The 17,709-nt window shown below is 61.1% G+C and carries 13 protein-coding genes; 5 read left to right on the top strand and 8 right to left on the bottom strand.

Going from position 1 to position 17,709, the window contains the following annotated elements; translation table 11 throughout:
• Window positions 1-70: 70 nt before the first annotated feature.
• Window positions 71-1,069: an ABC transporter substrate-binding protein gene (locus ACX3O0_RS01385; RefSeq protein WP_459106530.1), complete on the top strand. Its 999-nt coding sequence runs from the start codon at window positions 71-73 to the stop codon at window positions 1,067-1,069.
• Window positions 1,070-1,082: 13 nt separating this feature from the next.
• On the opposite strand, the gene ACX3O0_RS01380 is transcribed toward ACX3O0_RS01385, so the two are convergent.
• From ACX3O0_RS01380 to ACX3O0_RS01370, 3 genes are all read right to left on the bottom strand, one after another.
• Entirely contained in the window at window positions 1,083-1,727 is a 645-nt protein-coding gene (locus tag ACX3O0_RS01380; RefSeq protein WP_459106529.1) for a hypothetical protein, read from the bottom strand.
• Entirely contained in the window at window positions 1,724-2,182 is a 459-nt protein-coding gene (locus ACX3O0_RS01375; protein ID WP_459106528.1) for a MarR family winged helix-turn-helix transcriptional regulator, read from the bottom strand. The genes ACX3O0_RS01380 and ACX3O0_RS01375 overlap by 4 nt, the downstream gene beginning before the upstream one ends.
• A gap of 368 nt (window positions 2,183-2,550) precedes the next feature.
• Window positions 2,551-5,124, bottom strand: a complete 2,574-nt coding sequence (locus ACX3O0_RS01370; protein WP_459106527.1) for a DEAD/DEAH box helicase — start codon at window positions 5,122-5,124, stop codon at window positions 2,551-2,553.
• 381 nt (window positions 5,125-5,505) lie between these two features.
• On the opposite strand from ACX3O0_RS01370, the gene ACX3O0_RS01365 reads away from it, so the two are divergent.
• Together ACX3O0_RS01365 and ACX3O0_RS01360 are read left to right on the top strand one after the other, a co-directional pair.
• A complete protein-coding gene (locus ACX3O0_RS01365) occupies window positions 5,506-6,051 on the top strand; it encodes a hypothetical protein (protein WP_459106526.1) in 546 nt (181 codons plus the stop codon).
• A gap of 195 nt (window positions 6,052-6,246) precedes the next feature.
• A complete protein-coding gene (locus tag ACX3O0_RS01360; RefSeq protein WP_459106525.1) occupies window positions 6,247-6,549 on the top strand; it encodes a putative immunity protein in 303 nt (100 codons plus the stop codon).
• Window positions 6,550-6,804: 255 nt separating this feature from the next.
• Here the strand turns inward: ACX3O0_RS01360 and ACX3O0_RS01355 are convergent, their stop codons facing one another.
• The 4 genes from ACX3O0_RS01355 to ACX3O0_RS01340 form a co-directional block, all read right to left on the bottom strand.
• The gene (locus tag ACX3O0_RS01355) at window positions 6,805-7,593 is read right to left on the bottom strand and encodes a hypothetical protein (RefSeq protein ID WP_459106524.1); all 789 of its coding nucleotides are present in this window, start codon (window positions 7,591-7,593) and stop codon (window positions 6,805-6,807) included.
• Between the two features lie 106 nt (window positions 7,594-7,699).
• Window positions 7,700-8,317 (bottom strand): AbiV family abortive infection protein, encoded by a 618-nt coding sequence (locus ACX3O0_RS01350; RefSeq protein ID WP_459108427.1) that lies wholly within the window; start codon window positions 8,315-8,317, stop codon window positions 7,700-7,702.
• A 67-nt stretch (window positions 8,318-8,384) separates the two neighbouring features.
• A complete protein-coding gene (locus tag ACX3O0_RS01345) occupies window positions 8,385-8,966 on the bottom strand; it encodes a hypothetical protein (protein WP_459106523.1) in 582 nt (193 codons plus the stop codon).
• A gap of 172 nt (window positions 8,967-9,138) precedes the next feature.
• On the bottom strand, window positions 9,139-13,905 hold the full coding sequence (locus ACX3O0_RS01340) for a DEAD/DEAH box helicase (protein ID WP_459106522.1): 4,767 nt from the start codon (window positions 13,903-13,905) through the stop codon (window positions 9,139-9,141).
• A gap of 154 nt (window positions 13,906-14,059) precedes the next feature.
• On the opposite strand from ACX3O0_RS01340, the gene ACX3O0_RS01335 reads away from it, so the two are divergent.
• Together ACX3O0_RS01335 and ACX3O0_RS01330 are read left to right on the top strand one after the other, a co-directional pair.
• Window positions 14,060-14,323 carry a hypothetical protein gene (locus tag ACX3O0_RS01335; protein WP_459106521.1) on the top strand — a complete coding sequence of 88 codons (264 nt, stop codon included), beginning with the start codon at window positions 14,060-14,062 and terminating at the stop codon, window positions 14,321-14,323.
• A 292-nt stretch (window positions 14,324-14,615) separates the two neighbouring features.
• The gene (locus tag ACX3O0_RS01330) at window positions 14,616-16,049 is read left to right on the top strand and encodes an ApeA N-terminal domain 1-containing protein (protein WP_459106520.1); all 1,434 of its coding nucleotides are present in this window, start codon (window positions 14,616-14,618) and stop codon (window positions 16,047-16,049) included.
• Between the two features lie 767 nt (window positions 16,050-16,816).
• Here ACX3O0_RS01330 and ACX3O0_RS01325 read toward each other — a convergent pair.
• Window positions 16,817-17,470, bottom strand: a complete 654-nt coding sequence (locus ACX3O0_RS01325) for a hypothetical protein (protein ID WP_459106519.1) — start codon at window positions 17,468-17,470, stop codon at window positions 16,817-16,819.
• Window positions 17,471-17,709 lie beyond the last annotated feature (239 nt).

The following is a 17,709-nucleotide window of genomic DNA, read 5'->3' as shown; positions in this document are numbered from 1 at the left end:
CTACAGTCTAGCTCGCAATGTAGCTTAGGCTTACCTAAGTTCACCCTCGTTCGACACCGAAAGCATCCACGTGAAATCACAACGTCTTCTGAAGTCCCTTACCGCTGTCGCCGCGCTCGCCACCCTCCTCGGAGTTTCTGCGTGCAGCACGGCCAGTGCGCCAGTCGCCGAGGTGGCCGCCGCCGACGGCTTCCCCATTGTCATCGAGCACGCCATGGGATCGACCGAAATCCCCGAGAAGCCGATCCGCGTGGTCGCTCTCGACCCGAGCTATGTGGATGCCACGCTGCTGCTGGGTGCGGAATTGGTCGGCTACGCGCAGTACCGTCAGGATCCGGCGAACCCGTTCGCGCCCTACCTCGGCGATGTCGCATCCGAAACCAAGGATGCTGTCAACGTGGGCACCATGGCCGAGCCGGACCTCGAGAAGATCCTCGAACTCGAGCCCGACCTGATCATCTCCGCCAAGGTGCGCCAGGAGGCCCTCTACCCGCAGCTGTCGAAGATCGCACCCACCGTTTTCTCGGAGAGCACTGGCCCGACCTGGAAGGAGAACGTCGTTCTCCTCGGTGAGGCGCTCGGCAAAAAGGACAAGGCAGAAGAGCTGGTTGCCGCCTACCAGAAGCGGGCGGCGGATGTCGGCGCCGCCATCCTGGCCGCGGATCCGGAGCTCACCTACTCGCTGATCCGGTTCGTCGGCGAAGACACGGCCCGCCTGTACTCATCCGATTCCTTCATCGGCGAGATCATGGCCGACATGGGCATTCCCCGCCCAGTCGACGGTCCGGACACCACGGAGTCGATCTTCGTTCCGTTGTCGGCAGAGCAGATCCTCGAGGGGGACGCCGGGCTGGTCATGGTCAGCGCGTTCACGCCGGATGGCGCAGAAGGGGATGCGTCACGGGCGCAGCAGGAGCTTTTCGAGTCCAATCCGTTGTGGGACCGGCTTCAGGGAGACCTGCTGAACGTCGATGACGGCACCTTCCTGGCATCCGTGAGCATCCAGGGAGCCCAGTCGGTGATCACCCAGCTGGCTGAGCACTTCGGGGTGGACCCGCAGCTGCCATAGTCGGCAATACGACTCAGCCGATGTGCCGGCGCACCTCATCCATGAATTGCTTCGGCTCATCAGCGAACAGCCTGATCTCCCGCACGGTCTCCGGACCGTGCGGGAGGCGGATGGCGGTCGGACGCTCAAGCGTGATCAGGATGTTGGTCTCATTCTGAATCCGCAGGTGCAGGGTGTCGCCCCCCTCGCCCGACGTCACCTTCGGCTCCTTGGCCGACTCGACCACCTGCTTGTCCGGCTCCACCGAATAGACGTCGTCCCAGGAGATCGGGATGTCGACCTCCGCGCCATTGCGCACCCGGATGCCGTCTGGCCCGACAGCGTGCGGTCGGGTGAGGTAGCCGAGGAGGAAACCCACCATGAAGGTGAGCCCCCAGATTCCCAGAATGAGGAACGGGATGCGCACGAACAGCCATTGGTGCACGATCAGGTCGATGATCGGGATCTCGACGGCCGACAGGACGATGAAGATGATCATGATCGACATGAGCGGGCGGTGGTAGGTGAACCCCTTCGCACCGGCCGGCACGTTCGGTCGGCGGAAGATGAACCGGTAAAGGCTCAGCCAGACGCCGATCTCCATGCTGATCGCACGACGGCCGACATAGACGACCTTCTGCCACGGCGTTCGGCGCTGCCTGGCGGTCGTCACGGTCATGACGCCCCCAGTTCCGAGTTCGCCTGATCGGTCGCCATCAGCTCCTTGAGACGACCGATAACCACGTCGAGGCTGCGTTCCAACTGATCGACGTCACCGTGATTGAGGCCGACGACCAGGTCGTGCGAGAGGATCCGGTGGTCTTCGGCCATCTTCGCCATGGTGCGCTCGCCCAATTCCGTGAGCGACACGACGGTCGCCCGGCGGTCGGTCGGATGGTCACCCCTGACCACGTAGGCGGATGCTTCGAGCGCGTCAACGAGGCCGGTGATGTTGCGGGGGCTCACCTGAAGGGCCACCGCCAGCGACTGTTGGGTGGACGGGCCCAAGCGCTGGAGTTCCCACAGCAGGTGGGTGCGGGCGGTCGTCAGCGGTGTTCCCTCGAAAAACCGGGCAAGGTCCTCCTGAAGGAGAGCTGTCACCGCCAGCAACTGATCGAGCACGCGAGGTTCCATCTAATGATGGTAGTACATCATTACCTATATTCACGAGTTTGATGCGGGCGAGAAAAAAGACCCGATCTCTCGGGCCTTCACTTGCTGGGGTACCTGGACTCGAACCAAGAACAAGAGAATCTCCGGCGACACCAATAAGTACGGCGATTTCGCCTCGGGTAACGCGCGGGATCGCACTTAATACACCAAAGTATTCCGCCGGCTTTCGAAGAGCCGGACGATCTGTTCTCGCGTCTCCATAACCGTGTCCGATTGATCTGCATGGCGCGAAGTTGCGGTCACGGGTTGTTACACGAATCTCACTCACTCTACTGAAGTTGCTCGAACTGACCGGTATCGGTCGATTTCGGTCATTGAGATTCGGGTGCTCAATCGCCTGGACGGATCCGGCTCTGTGTGAGTCGGTCGATAACCTGGCTCGGCAGACACCCGTTTTCGGTGAGCACTGCGCGGACATGCTTTTTCTGATCTACCTCTGACAGCTTCCCGGTTGCGGTGGACAGGAGATCCGCCCAAACGGCAGCAACATCGCCCGCGATTTCGCTGACGGTAGCGGGCGAGCTCAGGTAGACGTTCCGGTTGGCAATTGGTGCGTGCTGGGGATCGACCGTGAGCTTGTCCGAGAGAAGGATTATGGGACTGCTGGCGGGCGCGCTGTCCATCTCTCGGTCGGCGGCGAGCTGGTCCATCTGCGTGTTCGCCTGCCGGACGTCCTTGACGGGTAGCAGTCCGTCGTCGTGTTCTTCCGACTTCGCTTCGATCGTCATCCACATTGCGGTTCCCCACTCCCATGCAGAGTCCGCACGCGCCTGGCCTTTCGGCTTTTCGGCGGAGGCGCCAAGGAACGAACCGAGGACGGTGAGACCCCGCTCGTACCGTTTCGCTTCGTCCTGCGCGAGCGCTGCCTGCATCTCCACGAGCTCGGTCCTGAGCGCACCCGTCTTTAGCTTGCCGCGCAGCCGCGCCACGATCTTGTTCACAGCGACCACGTCCATCGGTGCCAGGTCGACCTCGGGCGCGCCAGGCAGCGGCATCATCTCGCGCAACCAGGTCCCGCGTTTTGCGGCCATTCCCGCCTCCCTGATCAGCTCACGTGCCTTAGCGCGTTGCGTCTCATCCTTCGCGCCTAGGTTCATCCACACGCCGGCGATGTACAGCAGCATGCCTCGGTATCCGCGCGTGGCTTCCGGGCCAACCTGCGTGACTGCCTCCTGCAGCTTCTCGCTCGCCGCGACCCAGTCGCCGGCATACGCGAGTTGCCACGCCTCCACCTCCAGCGGCGCCGCCTTACCCAGAGGCTCGGCAGCCGCGGGCTCGACCTTTTTCGCATCCTCGAGGAACTCGGCGACCTTCTCTTCGCCACCCGTGCGCCAGTCCTCGTCGTGCTCTAGGAACGTTTCGACGTTCTCAACGACGTCATCCGCGCTGACGCCGCGGCTGTTCTCCCAGCCGAACTGGACCTCCGCTTGCAGCTCCGGCTCCAGAGCCGCGATGTTTTCCGGCCGTGCGAAGTATTTCGTGAGATCCGCACCCCTGATGACAACAACAGCGAAGTCATTCGGTCCCCGCGTGCTGCGACCTGCCCCTTGCACGATCCGGGTGCGGATCCGCTCCAAGAGCGCAGAGTTCGCCTCCGCGCGCTCACTCAGGAATCTCTCCTGCAACCCCACAGCGTCCGGCTTGCCGTCCAGTACCACGATTCGGCACGCGTCATCGGGAAGGTCCATCCCGTCATACCGATTCGCGAGGCCGAGCACACCGGTCATCGCTTTCGCGAACGCCTGGAGCCCCTCCGACTCCAGCACCTCCCTCCCTAGCACTGGGACGCCTTTACCGGCGAGCTGGGCGGCCGCATCCTCCGCACGTTCGACCGTGTCCTGGCTGAGTACCAGCGCCTTATCGGTCAGCGCCACGATCCGCTTCGTGAGGGCAAGGCTGTCACCTCCGGCAACGAGGTCGGGGAAAACGAACAGACGGCGCCCCGACCGTGGCGCCGTCTTCGACTTCAACGGCATTCGGACGATCGACGTTCGCCCGAAGGCGCGCTCCAGCTCACCACCGGAACCTAGGGTCGCCGACAGGTAGATGCGCTGCCTCGCCTGCGCGAAGACCCTATTCTCAGATGTGGGAGGGATCATCGGACGGATCTGAATTCCGCTGTACGACAGGTAGACGAGACTCGCGTCGATACCCGCACGAATCATCGCGTGGTCGTATTTGTGTGGCTTTCTGAGCTTCGCCAGTGTCGAATCCAGCACAGCCAACGCTTCCCGGTCGACGGCGGGGACGATGAGGCGCACTGCATGGTGCGAGCCGGGGTCCGGGTTACCTTCCAGCCGCTGAAATTGCAGCCCGGACAGAAACGGCTTCAGCGCCGCAAGTACCGAAAGATACGCGGTCTCGTCCCGGGATCGGCGGATGTCGACACCGTGCTTGTGACCCACGAACTGCTCGCCCGCGTGTGCGTCATCAAAAATGAGGAGTCGGGGGAAAGGGACGTACGGACGAGTGTTGAATATGGAGCTGTAGGTGGTGAGACCGATCATCTCTCCGGCCTCGACTGCCATCTCGTCGGCCGGATCCCAGTCGTCGTGTTTTCCGATAAGTAAAGCAACAGGGATGCCCTCCCGCTTCGCTGTTTTCGCCACTTGCTTCGCCAGCTGTGTCGTGGGCGTTGCGTACAGGACCGGGCCCTCACCCTTTCGGCGCACCCACTCCCCGATCAGCAGACCTGGCAATGTCTTCCCGGTACCCGTCGGGAGCTCGAGCGCGAGGTCAGCGGTCTCCGTGTGCTTTTCGGCGTATGACCGGATCACATCACCCTGATGCACCCACAAACCCTTCGCCGCCTTGCCGGTGCGCGGCATCGTCGAGCTCAGGTACATCTCCTCAGGAGTGTCGAACTGCTGAACAGCCTTTCTGGCCTTGCCGACGAATGCCACCGTTGTGCTCCTCTCACGCCCGCTGCATCCGCTCGATCAAGCGTGGGCGTTCGTCATAGTCTGGCGTACCCGCTCGCAGTATCACCGTGATCGTGCGATGAATGACGCTGCTGTCGTTAAACGTCGCCCAGGCTAACTCTTGACAAGCGCCGCACCGCGAACAATCGATTTCGAGTCGAGAGTCTTCAAAGCTGCGGAAGCTTCGGGGGTTGACCGTATGTTGGGCTCGTACCGGGGCAGGTGGCTCCAGAGAACGGAAGAAGCATGTTGGGTGGCACAACCTTCATCGAAGAGTTCGGTGCAACGTTCGGTACGAAGATGGTAAAGATCACGCCGGGGCCTGAACAACCTGGTCGGTTTGTAGTCGAGGTGCAGGGGCTAGTGCAGACGAAGACTGTCGGATTCAACGTGGACACACCGGTCTACGAGGGTGACCAGCTTTCTTGGAGTGACCCCCGCGGCGGAGAAGCGGTCGTCTGGGCTCACGAAGTCAACGTCGCGGATGCGCCTGGTATGCCATCGGAGATGGCGCACATTACCGTAAAGTTCAGCAAGACCGCTCCCCACCGATCGCGGGCACCGCCCGGATCTGGGCACACGATCATCATCCACGGAAGCCACATGAACGTGGCGCTTGAGGGCAGCAGCATCACACAGCAGGTCCCTGTGACCGAGGCGTATCAGGGTCTTGCGGATGCAGTCGGGCGAGCTCTCGCCATTATCGAACAGACGGACGGCGTCGACGAGGACGAAGCCGTCGTTGCGCGAGAATCGGCGGTCGGTGTGCTTGAAGAGAGCGCGAAGCCGCATCCCGATCCGACCGTCATCAAGCGGTTATTGCCAACGCTGCGAGGGGTGCTTACCTCGGCAGCCTCCGCGGGGGCAGATTCGGCCGCAACAGCTCTCGTGTCGCAGCTATTCGTCTGACGCAGTGGAGCCCCCCTCCCCGCCGTCGTACCCTCTGGCCGTAACCGGTCAGTCTCGGACGACTGAGGATTCCTACAAGTCGCGGGATAATGAGGACATGGGAGCCGAGGACTTTGATCTGACGATGGACGAGCTGCGAGCGGTCGTCCGGTTCGCCGCCGACTGCGCTCAGAACTACTTCCCGACTTCGAAACTGTGGCCCCAGATGATTCACGGCCTCGCGACGCGCTCGACGCGGCTCGTACCTTTGCCGACGGCGCGCCACGGTCGAACCTGCAACGAACGGCCGCCTTTGCGTCACACCGCGCAGCCAAGGACGTCTCCGATGAGACGGCCCAGCTCGCGGCACTTGCCTGTGGCGACGCCGCGGCGGCCGCCTACCTCCACCCGATCGCGAAAGCATCGCAAGTCGGGCACCTTCTCCGCGCCGCCGCCTGCGCCGCGCGGGTTGTGAGCTGCGGACAGGCATCACGGACGGCGACGGAGTTCGCGTTCTAGCCGCTCGGGCGGCACCACCCCTGCCGGAGATACTTCGTCGATATCCGGTCGCCCCGTCTGGTAGCTCACGAGTTGCGCAGCTCATGAGCGCGCTCGACTCAGCGATTCGGGACCAAAACTAGGGACCGAAATCGATTCTCCCGAAAGGTGGTTTCGATACGGACCGCGTTTGCGGTGCCCGCGACAGCGGATGCTGCGCGCGACCCGAAATCGATTGTTTCTGGCAACACGATCCGTCCTAGGAGTGAGTGGTGGCTACTGTGCCTCACAGCGGCGGTCGTACAACGACCACCCGAGTCTCAGTAGTCGGTACGAGGCGAGGAACGGCTCCGCGACATGCTCCGGACTTCCTGGAGCTTTCCCCTCGCCAACGCCCGTGCGGCGGTCCGCCGGGCCGAAGGCTGTCCGCTGGAAGAGTGACCAGCCGAGAACGTGAGCGTCGGCGCTCATCTCGCGCCACATGCGCCGGACGGCCTCACGAGACGTAGTGTCCGTGAAAGCGTGATCGGCTGCGGCGCCGATGACCTCAGTCAATTTGAGGGTCGCCGTGGTGTTCCTGATCGAGGCGACGTCATTACGACGTTCACTCAGCCACAGCCGCTGATCGTCGAGGCGCGTACGGTCGTCGGCCTCGACTTGCGTGCTTTCGAGGAAGCCGTAGTACTTGTCCATCTGGGCGTACATCTCGGTGAGGACGGTTAGACCTCGCTCCCGGCGCAAGTTGCGATCGGGTGGCCCCAGGATCCATACGGCTTGAGATGCGCCGACCAGTGCCCCTCGCAGCACAGTGAAATGCGATGAGGGGTACAGCTGCTTCGCATTGATGGCATCGAGCGCGAGGCGAAGGTGTTCGCCCGCAGCGATGAGAGACAGCCGCGCAAGCTGGCTGATCGCCATGCGCTGGAAAATTTCGTCGTCGAGCGCGAGATCGCTTCCCCGCTCGGGTTCCTCCACGCGGTGGGCCCTGAGCCGCCATCGATCGAGGTCGCCCGCGGTGTCGAGCATCTGAGTCAGAGCTGTGCGCTGTGCTTCGGTCATCGCCATGTTGGGCATGCTACCAACGCGAATACGCCCCGCATCATGTCCCGAAATCGACCGATTGGGGGAACTGCTTCGAGCCAATTTCAGGTGTGTGTTCGGCCCTGCCGACCTAATCGCCCAGGCCGCGAGCCAAGACATCTGCGAGCAGTGCCTCCACCTCATCAGTCGGGGCGATCGGTCTGCCGGTCAAGCTGGCTCGAAGTTGGTCTTCAACGAAGAACCACTTGATCATGTCAGCGGCTTGCCAGATCTGGAACCTCAGGAGTGGCCTGTCAATCTCATGAGGCACCGTAAACGAGCCGTCCGCTCGGAGATCGACGTAGAAACCCCTCTTCTTCGCCTCATTGTCTTCCTGGGCGAGGCCCTTTAGATAGGCATCCAGCACTTCCGGGGCGTGGACCTTCACCAGTTCAATCTCCACTGGAACTGGACTGCCCGGGACTTCGACCAGTACGGTCGAGAAGTCGGAGGCTTCTATGAGTTTTGCGAGGTGATCGAACCGCAGTGTGCGCAGTTCAGGCACTTCGCGCGGCGTCTCGTCACCGTCGCTCCAGGCGTTCCAGAACGACTTGTAGACCCAGACCGCCTTGCCCACCTCCTCCTGCGCAAGGACAACCAGCGACTGCGCGCGTGGTGATGGGAATAGAGCATCCGCCTCGATGGTGATCCGCGCCGCGTTGTCCAGGAGTGCAAGCCAGAATGCTCGGGCGGCCGTCGGTGTCAGCATCGTCACGTTGTCAGACTAGAGGTCACGACGAGGTGCGGGGGGCACGACCGCCAGCCGAGACCAGGGGTCAGGGCGCGATCAAATCCCGCTCCCGCAGCAGGATGCCTTTGTTCAGGAAACAGGCTGGGGTTCGGTCACGGATGTACTGAACCCAGGCTGGGCTCTCGCCTCCGTCTCCACCGAAAAGCCACTCCTCGGATAGTGCCGGCAGCGCAGTCATCCAGGGCAGCGGTTCCACTCCACGCTTCATCAGAGCGAAAGCGAACACGGTGGCCAGCAACACGTCGTAGCGTCTGTCACCTGTGGTGGTCGGCTCGGTCACAACGTCGTCCGTGATCTCCCCGTGCGACAAGACGATTCGGCTGGCTGCTTCCGTGATGACCCGGTTGGCAGACTCTACCCGTCCGTCCTCGAGAGATGTTCGCACCCAGGAAGCTGTAGCACGAGCGGAGATCATGCGACCTTCAGCTCTTTGGATCACGAGCCGACCCTCAGCGTCCGCTTCAGCCCAGTCCCGACCCTCCATGATCAGCCCTGCTTCCAGGTTCAGATCCGCCAGCCTCGACGCCACCTCTTGATCCCATCGCGCGCGAACCGTAGCTTGCTCCTCCTCGGGGAGTTCGTCGTAGGGATGCCTCTCTTCGTTCATGGTGCCATCCTGTCATTGACCGTATTCGGGCCGTCGTCGCCTAGCGGTGACAGCAACTCACAAGAAGACGGACATTGCAGACTTTCTCCACCAGCTAGGGTTGGCGCTAGCAGCGTAGGAGAGCCTGTCCATTCACGCTGACGATGACAATGGCAGCAGCTTGCGCTCGCTCCTAGTCGACAGAGTCCAGCGGCGGCAGCGACTTCACGATCTTCACCGTCTCGACACTGACCGTCACGATGCGGGCGAGTAGGTCGAGGATGTAGCGGGGGTTGCCCTGTTCCTCCGCCCAGTCGTTTGGGTCATTGACGATTCCCGACGCCTTGTCCGTCTTGACCTGGTAACGCTCAAGTATCCAGTCGATCGCGGAGCGTGACCCGAGCATATACTCGTGCGCTTCATCGGGGATTCCTGAGACAGTAACGCCGCTGTTGTATATAACAGTGGACTTGTCCGCGAAGCGTCCCACCTTGGCGTATTTCATTTTCTCGACGCGATAGCTCGCTTGGACGCTGCGCTGTTCGTCGAGCGGGTACGGCTCGGCGGTCTCGTAACCAAGGTGTAACTCGGACAGCTTGCGCCCGGCATCGCTGAAGGTGCGGAAGTCCTTGACCTTCGGGATGCGTGGCAGCATCTTCTTCAGGTCGCCTGCGAACTGTTCGCGGTAGTCCGGCGAGTGGAGGATGCCGTAAAGGTAAAAGAAGATCTCATCCTTCGTGACCTCGGGCCCGGAGGTTCTCTGGTAGTCGGCAAGGATGTCATCCGTAACGTTGTCGACACGTCGGTAGGGCGTTCCGTCATCGTCAAGAGCCGAGAGGAGATCGCCATCGACATCCCGTGCCTCGAACCTGTAGCGAGCGAAGAACTGCCCGCTCCCGGACCCCCAAAATGCGAGGTCAGGCATAGCCGGTACTGCCATGAGCGAGAAGGCGTGACCGGCACCGGGCGCGGTGATGTAGTAGCCCCAGTTCTCGATACGCGACGCTGGGAAGAACGCCCCGAGCTGACCAGGACGGTGGATCAATTCAGGGCCGAAGTAGAGCCACTGAGCTTGGAACGGGCGGTAAATAGATCGGCGAAGGTTGTCCCGACTTACCGTGATTGGCTGCTGGCGTTCAAGTCTGCTTACGAGGGTTGAAGTCCAACTGATGCCCGCCCCGTCGGTGTCGCGATCCGCGACTATGCCTCCGCTCCTGATCTTCTCTACTTCGAGGTTGTACCGCTCCACTGTGCGCTTGACACCCGACATCAAGTTCTCTTTCGACGATCCGTAGACCCATGCGTCTCTGCCAGATTCCACTCCACGGGAGTGTGCATTCAAGAACCGGAGTTTCCGAGCCTCATTGCGATCTTTGGAGGCGAGGAGCGTGAAGGATTCGAAGTTGGCGTTGCGTTGGTTGACCCAGTCGCCTTCTGCGTTCGGGATGATCGGCGTCCAGTCGATGCCGGTGTAGCTGCGGGCGGCGCGGACGACTTCAAGTTTCTGCTCGCGGGTGAGGTAGTCGCCGATATCGCGGTAGAACACTTTACCCAGAGCTGGGTCGTCGGGGTTCTTGATGAGGAGGTAGATCGCCACCGTTGCTCGACTGCCGCTGCCAAAGACTTTGCCGCCCTCCTTGCGGGATTGCTCGCCTGCGGTGCGCTGGTTTCCTCGGAGGTTGAAGACGTAGATGCTGCTGAACTCGGCGGCGAAGGTCTTGCGGAGGCCGTCTGCGGTGTTGCCGTCGATGAATCCGCCGTTGGAGACGTAGGAAACGATGCCTCTATCGCCGATGCGGTCGGATGCCCAGCGGATGGCACGGATGTAGGAGTCGTAGAGATTGTTCTTGTTCTGCGCAGTTGAATGGGCCGCATATGTCGCCGCGATCTTCGCATCGAGGGACGGGTACTTCAGATTCTGCTGATTATCATTGCCGGACTCCTGTCCTTTCGAATACGGCGGATTACCAATCACGACCCGGATGTCGAGGGCCTTTTGCACTTCCGCTCGTTGGTTGTTCTCGGGGAAGACTCCGTGTTTGTCGAGTTCGTCGTCGGCTTCGTTCATTTGGAACGTGTCGGTGAGGACGATGCCCTCGAATGGGGAGTAGTCGCCGCCTGTGAGGTGGTGGTAGGTCTCTTCGATGTTGATCGCGGCGACGTAGTAGGCCAGCAGCACCAGCTCATTGGCATGGAGTTCGTACCGGTATTTGTAGGCGAGGTCTTCGGGTTTGATCAGGCCCGACTGGAGAAGCCGGACGATGAACGTGCCGGTTCCGGTGAAGGGGTCGAGTACATGGACGCCCTGGTCGGAGAGGCTTGCTCCGAACTCAGCTTTTAGGGCGTCATCGACGGAGTGGATGATGAAGTCCACGATCTCATTGGGTGTGTAGACGATGCCGAGGCGGTCGCTGGTTCCGGAGAACGCGGTTTGGAAGAACTTCTCGTACAGTTCCTTGACGATTTGCTGTTTCGCCGCCGCATCTGTGATGCCGGCAGCGCGGGTCCGGACCGAGGCGTAGAACTTGTCAAGCTTCTCGGTCTCCTTCTCCAAGTGCTGCTCTTCGAGCGCGTCGATCATGCGCTGCATGACTTGGGAGACGGGGTTGTGGTCGCTGAAGGCATAGCCCTCGAACAGGGCGTCGAAAACGGGCCTGGTGATGAGGTGCTGGGAGAGCATCTCGATAGCGTCGCGTTCGGCAATGAAAGGGTTGAGGTTATCTTGGAGTCCCTTTAGGAATCGAGCGAACTCGTCATGCAGCGTGGCGTCCGAGCCTTCGACCAGGGCCTTGATGCGGGTCATGTGGTCCGAGGCGATCCCCGCAACGTCCTTGGCCCAATTTTCCCAGTAGCGGCGTTCGCCGACCTTCTGCACGATCTTGGCGAGGATCGCGTCGCGCCATTGATCCAGCGCGGGGAAGTCGAGAGTGACCGAGCCGTAATCCTTCTCGTCGTCGTCCCGCCCCTTGCCTCCGCCTCCGACGCCGATGACCGAGAGTTTGCCTTCGGTGGACTTAGTGAGGTCGATCTTGTTGACCATCGCATCGAAGCGTTCATCGTGGGCACGGAGCGCCTGGAGGACCTGCCAGACAACCTTGTATTTCTTGTTGTCGTTAAGGGCGGTGGCCGGGTCCATGTCCGACGGGACGCCGATCGGCAGGATGACGTAGCCGTACTTCTTGCCTTCGAGCTTGCGCATTACTCGGCCGACCGACTGGACGACATCGACTACGGAGTCACGCGGGTTGAGGAACATCACCGCATCCAGTGCGGGTACATCCACTCCTTCCGAGAGGACCTTGGCGTTGGTGAGGATTCGAGCGTTGCCGGCGCCGGGGTCTTGTTTCAGCCAGTCGAGTTCTTTGTTGCGGTCGAGCACGTTGTAGGTGCCGTCGACGTGGTGCACCTCAACATCGAGCAGGTCCGAGGCAGTCTCGTCGGTCTCACGGTCGATTGCTTCAATCTCTGCCTCGACAACCTTCTCGAACAGGTTCGCGATCTTCTTGGACTCGTTGATGTTCCGGGCGAAAGCCACCGCGCGCTTCATCGGTTCCGGATCGAGCGCGAACTCCTCGGGGCTGAGCGAGCGCTTGGAAAGCCCGTTCCAGCAGCCGACAATCTTGGCGGCATCGTCGAGAGTGAGCTCGTTGTTATCGTCGGCCAGAAGGCGCTGGAACCGCTTGGAGACGTAGGACTCGTCAACGGCCAGGATGAGAACCTTGTAATCGGTGAGGCGCCCCATCGAAACAGCCTCGCCGAAGCCGAGCCGGTGGAACTCTTCGCCGTAAAACTCGGGGCTGTCCATGTCTGTGAGCAGGGCCCCAGCCTCTTCGGCTTTCGACCGGCTCGCATCGGCGTAGATGCGGGGCGTCGCCGTCATGTAGAGTCGCTTCTTGCCTTTGACGTAGTCCTGGTTGTGCACCCGAACGAACGCGGATTCCTCGTCGCCCGCGAGCGTTACACCGGTGGTGCGGTGCGCTTCATCGCAAACGATCAGGTCGAACTCAGGGATGCCCTTGCCCTGCGCCTGCGCAACCACATCGATGGACTGATAAGTGGAGAACACCACGGTGATCCCGCCGAACCCTTCGGGAATCTCGGAGAACTTCGCAATCAGCTTGCTGGTGTTGGTGGTCGCCGGGTAGGCGAGATCAGTGACGGGGATGTCTTCATCGTTCTTGCGCTTGCCCACCGACACATCCGAGCACACGGCGAACGCTCGCAGTGGCACGGCGGACTCGATAGTCCACTCCTTGAGCGTCTGTGCCAGCAGCGAGATCGACGGGACCAGGAAGAGCACTGTGCCGCCGAGGGGGACCATCTCCTCAACCAGCTTCAGCGAAGTGAAGGTCTTGCCGGTGCCACACGCCATGATGAGCTTGCCCCGGTCGGCGGACTGGAAGCCCTCAACGACCCGAGAGATGGCTTTCACCTGGTGTGGGAACGGCTCCTTCGCCGGCTTCCGCGTCAACTCGCCGGGGGTATTCAGCGAAAACTGGGACCAGTCGATCGACGAATCATCCAAATCCTGCACGCGCAAGCGCTGGACCGGTGGGTTCTGGTTCTCAACTGCGCCTTCCGCGTTCCCACCCCAGTTGTCGCTGGTGGAGATCACCATGCGGCCGGCGAACTCGGGTTTGCCGTCCAAGTTCTTGCTGGAGGCAGCCAGGAAGGAATCCAGCATGGGCTTGGTGACCTGGGTGGAGGGGTCGTAGAACTTGCATTGAATCGCCACCCGCTCACCACTGTGCGTCTGGGCCACCAGGTCGATACCGGTGTCGGTGCGACTCCCCCGGTTCGGGTAGTCCTTCCACATCCACACGTCGCTGTACTCGTCCGCGTACATCGGCTCGATCGTCAGGTACGACTGCATCAAGCGCTCAAAGCGAGTGCCCTTGTCATGCTCGTCGTAGGCGACCGACCGCAGCTCGCTCAGGATGTCGTGGATGCTCGCAGCCATGGTGCCTCTCGGGGGTGATGCGCAGTGATTCAACCAAGCTATCGGTAATCAGCGACATGTCCGGGGACCTGCTGCCGGCGTCTACTTCACGACGACGCACGGGGAATAACATCAAATCGCAGAGGCCGGCTGCTCCAGATCAAGGAGGGAGCAGATGACTGTCTGGCATCCAATCCTTGCTGCGACGGAGCCTGCGCCAGGAGTTTGGATCATGCTGGGTCCGACTGAAAAGCGTTACGGAATCATCCGTCTCATCTGTATCGAGGGCGAGCTCGGCTACCGCGCCGTGACCTGGGCGGAGCGTTCCCAAGACCGTCAGGTAGTCGGCTACTTCCGCTCCTTTCGGGCAGCGACGATGGCCGCTCGCATGGATTTCGTATCCCATCACGGGGTGAGCGGTCCGGTAAACGGCGCCTGACAATGGCCCTTGGCAGGAGGTCCACCCTCGGTGGGAACAAGTCCCGCTCCGGTTCGGGTTGGTACCTGGCCGGCCGCGCAATGGCTGGGCAATCAGACGCATTGGTCTAACGGCTCACTGACTTCGCTGGAGAGCGCAGCCGTCAGGTCAGGATCAGAGCAGATCTGCGGTGTTACGCCACCTCGATGAGGTCGGCGAACGCCGTGTAGCGACCGATGGAGCACAAGCACACGGGCCATGGGTCGAACGTGAGAAGATCGCCCCAATTGTCCCCTCTGGCAGACTCATCCCCATGTCGACTCCGAAGTCACTTCCCGACTGGGACCCGAAACGGAAGTATCGCGGGCGTTGGTGGCCCGCGGACAACCCCGAACTCTCTTACCCGGGAACCTTGCGTTTCCTCAAGCGAAGCCCATTCCTTTCCGTGCGATCGCCACCGATCGGGCAGGAGGTCTTTGAACTGGGCCGAGGCCCAACACTCCACGGCGAACTAGAGAATGGAGAGAAGGTCACGCTCTGGGACCTTGCCGAAAACTACTTAGAACACTCCAGCAAGCCAACGCGGGATGGATCGTCGAAGCACTCTCGCCGGTTCAGTTACGCCATACGGGGCGAGCACCTGGGTGACTACTCAGCAGTCAGGTTCCGCCGCTCAGCACACCGACTTCATGACCTGCGCGAATGGTCCCGCATCGAGGACCCTGTTTCATCCGGCTTGCCCTACGAAGAGCTGCCTCAATTCGATGCCGTAACGCTTAGCGGCCTCCATTTAGATGAGTTCGAAACGGACTACACGGTTCTCACGACAATCGAATACCCGATGAGGGTGGAGACAAACGACTCATTCCCCAAGGGCGCCATCATGAATCACACCGGCGACGATGTGCGTGTCGTGTTCGAGACGACGCCACCGGCGCCCGCCCGGTTCCATGACCTTCTAGTGTTTGATCTGCGAGCACTACTAACATTCTCGTATCAGAGCGGCGCCCCCGTGCTCGGAGAATGGCTCCAACAAGACGATTCCAGCCCTAACCTCCCGGTGATACGGAAGGACGCGTATAACGGCGTCCAAACGAGGCACCTGCGACCCAGTCAGATGGTCTTGTCCGCCGGCCACGCAGCACCTGCCGATATTTTCACTTCCTGGTGGAAACTTGTTGATGAGCTGTTCCCTGCCCCACAGGTGGTCGTCATGTACCACCACGCCTCGCGCGGTGTGCTCGAAAGCTCAACCTCCTCCGCCATGGCCGCCGCCGAACATCTACACAGTGCCCTCGGAGATACCAAGACAAGGTTTCCCGTTGGCTATCTCGAGGCGCAACTACCCTCATTGATCGCAGCCTTTCCAGGTAAAGCGAACGGACCCTTCCGACAGTTCCTTCGTGAAGCGATGAAAAACAATCGGCCAACCCTACACACTCGTCTCACCGAGCTTGTCGCGCTAATAACACCTGCGAGGGTCGAGCTCGCCGGGTTCAGCAGCAAGACCTGGATCGCCGGAGTGAAGGCAGTGCGCAACAAGCTCGCCCACACGGGTTCGCATATCGACCGACGCGATGGCGCCGGGTCCCGGTTGCTCGATCACGTCAACCTCCAGACTCGAGCGGTACTGACCCTCCTTGTCCTAAGCCAAATGGGCTTGTCCAATGAGGCATTGGACCGGTCGGCGAAAGTCCTTGCAGATAATCTCCGCTGGCTCCCGCCTATCGAGGCGGACGACTCATAGAGACTTATGAGCCTCAGCAAATCTTCGCAGTATCGCGCGGGTCAGCAATTAATAAGCATGTCGGATGCTCAAGATAACTTCGACATTCCGCTGGGGGCCTAGTCAGGCCGGGAATCCAGCCCAAAGAAATGGTGAATATGTCTTTCGATAGTGCGCTGGATTACCTGAGGACCATGGATCCAATCCGACGCTGGAATGTGGGCCAAGCGCTCGCCCAAGTATGGGAGCCCGCCGAGCTAGTCGAACGCGTATCGACGGAGGCGTCGCTGCAAGCGCTATTCGAAGGAACCATCGATCTGATCGTGGTGACGGCGCGCCTCGGCCCAGATGACTCGGATAGCCGTCGGAGTCTCATTGAGGACGTTCGCACACGCTCCTTACTAACGCTCGGCGGAGCAGGCTACTGTGCCTGCTCGCCCATGGACTCAACAACCTATGAAGCGCACACCGTGAAGTACGTCGCGTTCGCCAACTCCGTGTTCGGTTCCGTCATTGCCCGAGATATGAGCTCGGAGATACCGGTATGCATAGCGGCACCGCGAGCGTGTGCCGACCCAGCGCTGATGGCTCTCATTCTCGGAAGGAGCGCCATGCATGCCGCGGCAGATCGCCTTGCCGGTTCGTTTGCCCAAGTGGTAGCCGCAGTCAACGCGGCAATCACGCTTGCGGAGGAAGGTTAGCGCCACTCACCAATCGTTCAGCGACTTGGAGCGCCAGCCATTGGCGAACCTGGCGAACAAAAACCGCCAATTGTGAGGGCGAGCACTCTAGCTTAAAGGCGAGCTCTCTCCGACACGCCAGACTGGCACACACCTTCCCCGATCCTCTGCCTTCGTCAACGCCTCGTATGTACCAGGGGCCGTTGCGGAACCTGAGCGCAGCCGCAGCATCCTCGCTTCATCGAACGGCTCACCGTTGACAATCCTCGTGACGCGATTGGCCCAGGTCTTAGCCGCCAACGGGAAGAAACCGTCGTCGAGTGCATAAGCCTGGCGGCGCAACAGCCCCCACCGAATAGCGTCTTCAGCGGCCTCGAAGACATGCTGGTTGAGCTCCAGAGTCTTGTTTCGGAGGCTCAGCACTTCCAAGTAGTCGCGGGTTCGCTCCCAAGAGTGGGACGCGCGAAAGAAGATCTCCACGGACTCGTCCGAGAGCGGCTCCGTCATCGGTGCGAGGGAGATGTCACGTCCGATGTCGGCGTGGGATGCCGGCATCATGTCGGTCGCGTTGTGCCAGGAGCCGAACGCTTCTCCGCCGGAGATTCGGATAATACCGGCACCATCCCTGTACATGCGGCGGAAAGGGTCGTCGGTGTCAAGGGTTGAAATAGTGTCGTGGAGCAGTCCAGCCATAAGGACGGAGTGGTACTCGGGCATCCTCCTGGCGAAGGTGCGCATCTCCGTGTCGATCTCTTTTCGCATGCGCAGAGGGTAGAGAGGAGTGGTTAGGGCGATCGCCCAGCGTTGAACCCAGTCTTTCGGACCGAATGTTGAGGTTGTCGGGGTTTCATGGATGTTCACATTTGAACTGTCACCGGAGCCGTGGCGAGAGTGTGTCGCCGTCTACCTGAAAGAGCTTTCCGGCCCTGGCAACGATGTCAGGACTCGATGAAGGCCCTGGCGTTGTTCCCTCCTCCCCGGATTTCCACCGGTTTCAACCG

The sequence above is a fragment of the Homoserinimonas sp. A447 genome, from assembly GCF_054489325.1.
The sequence above is the reverse complement of the archived record's forward strand: the minus strand, read 5'-3'. Positions and strand labels throughout refer to the sequence as shown.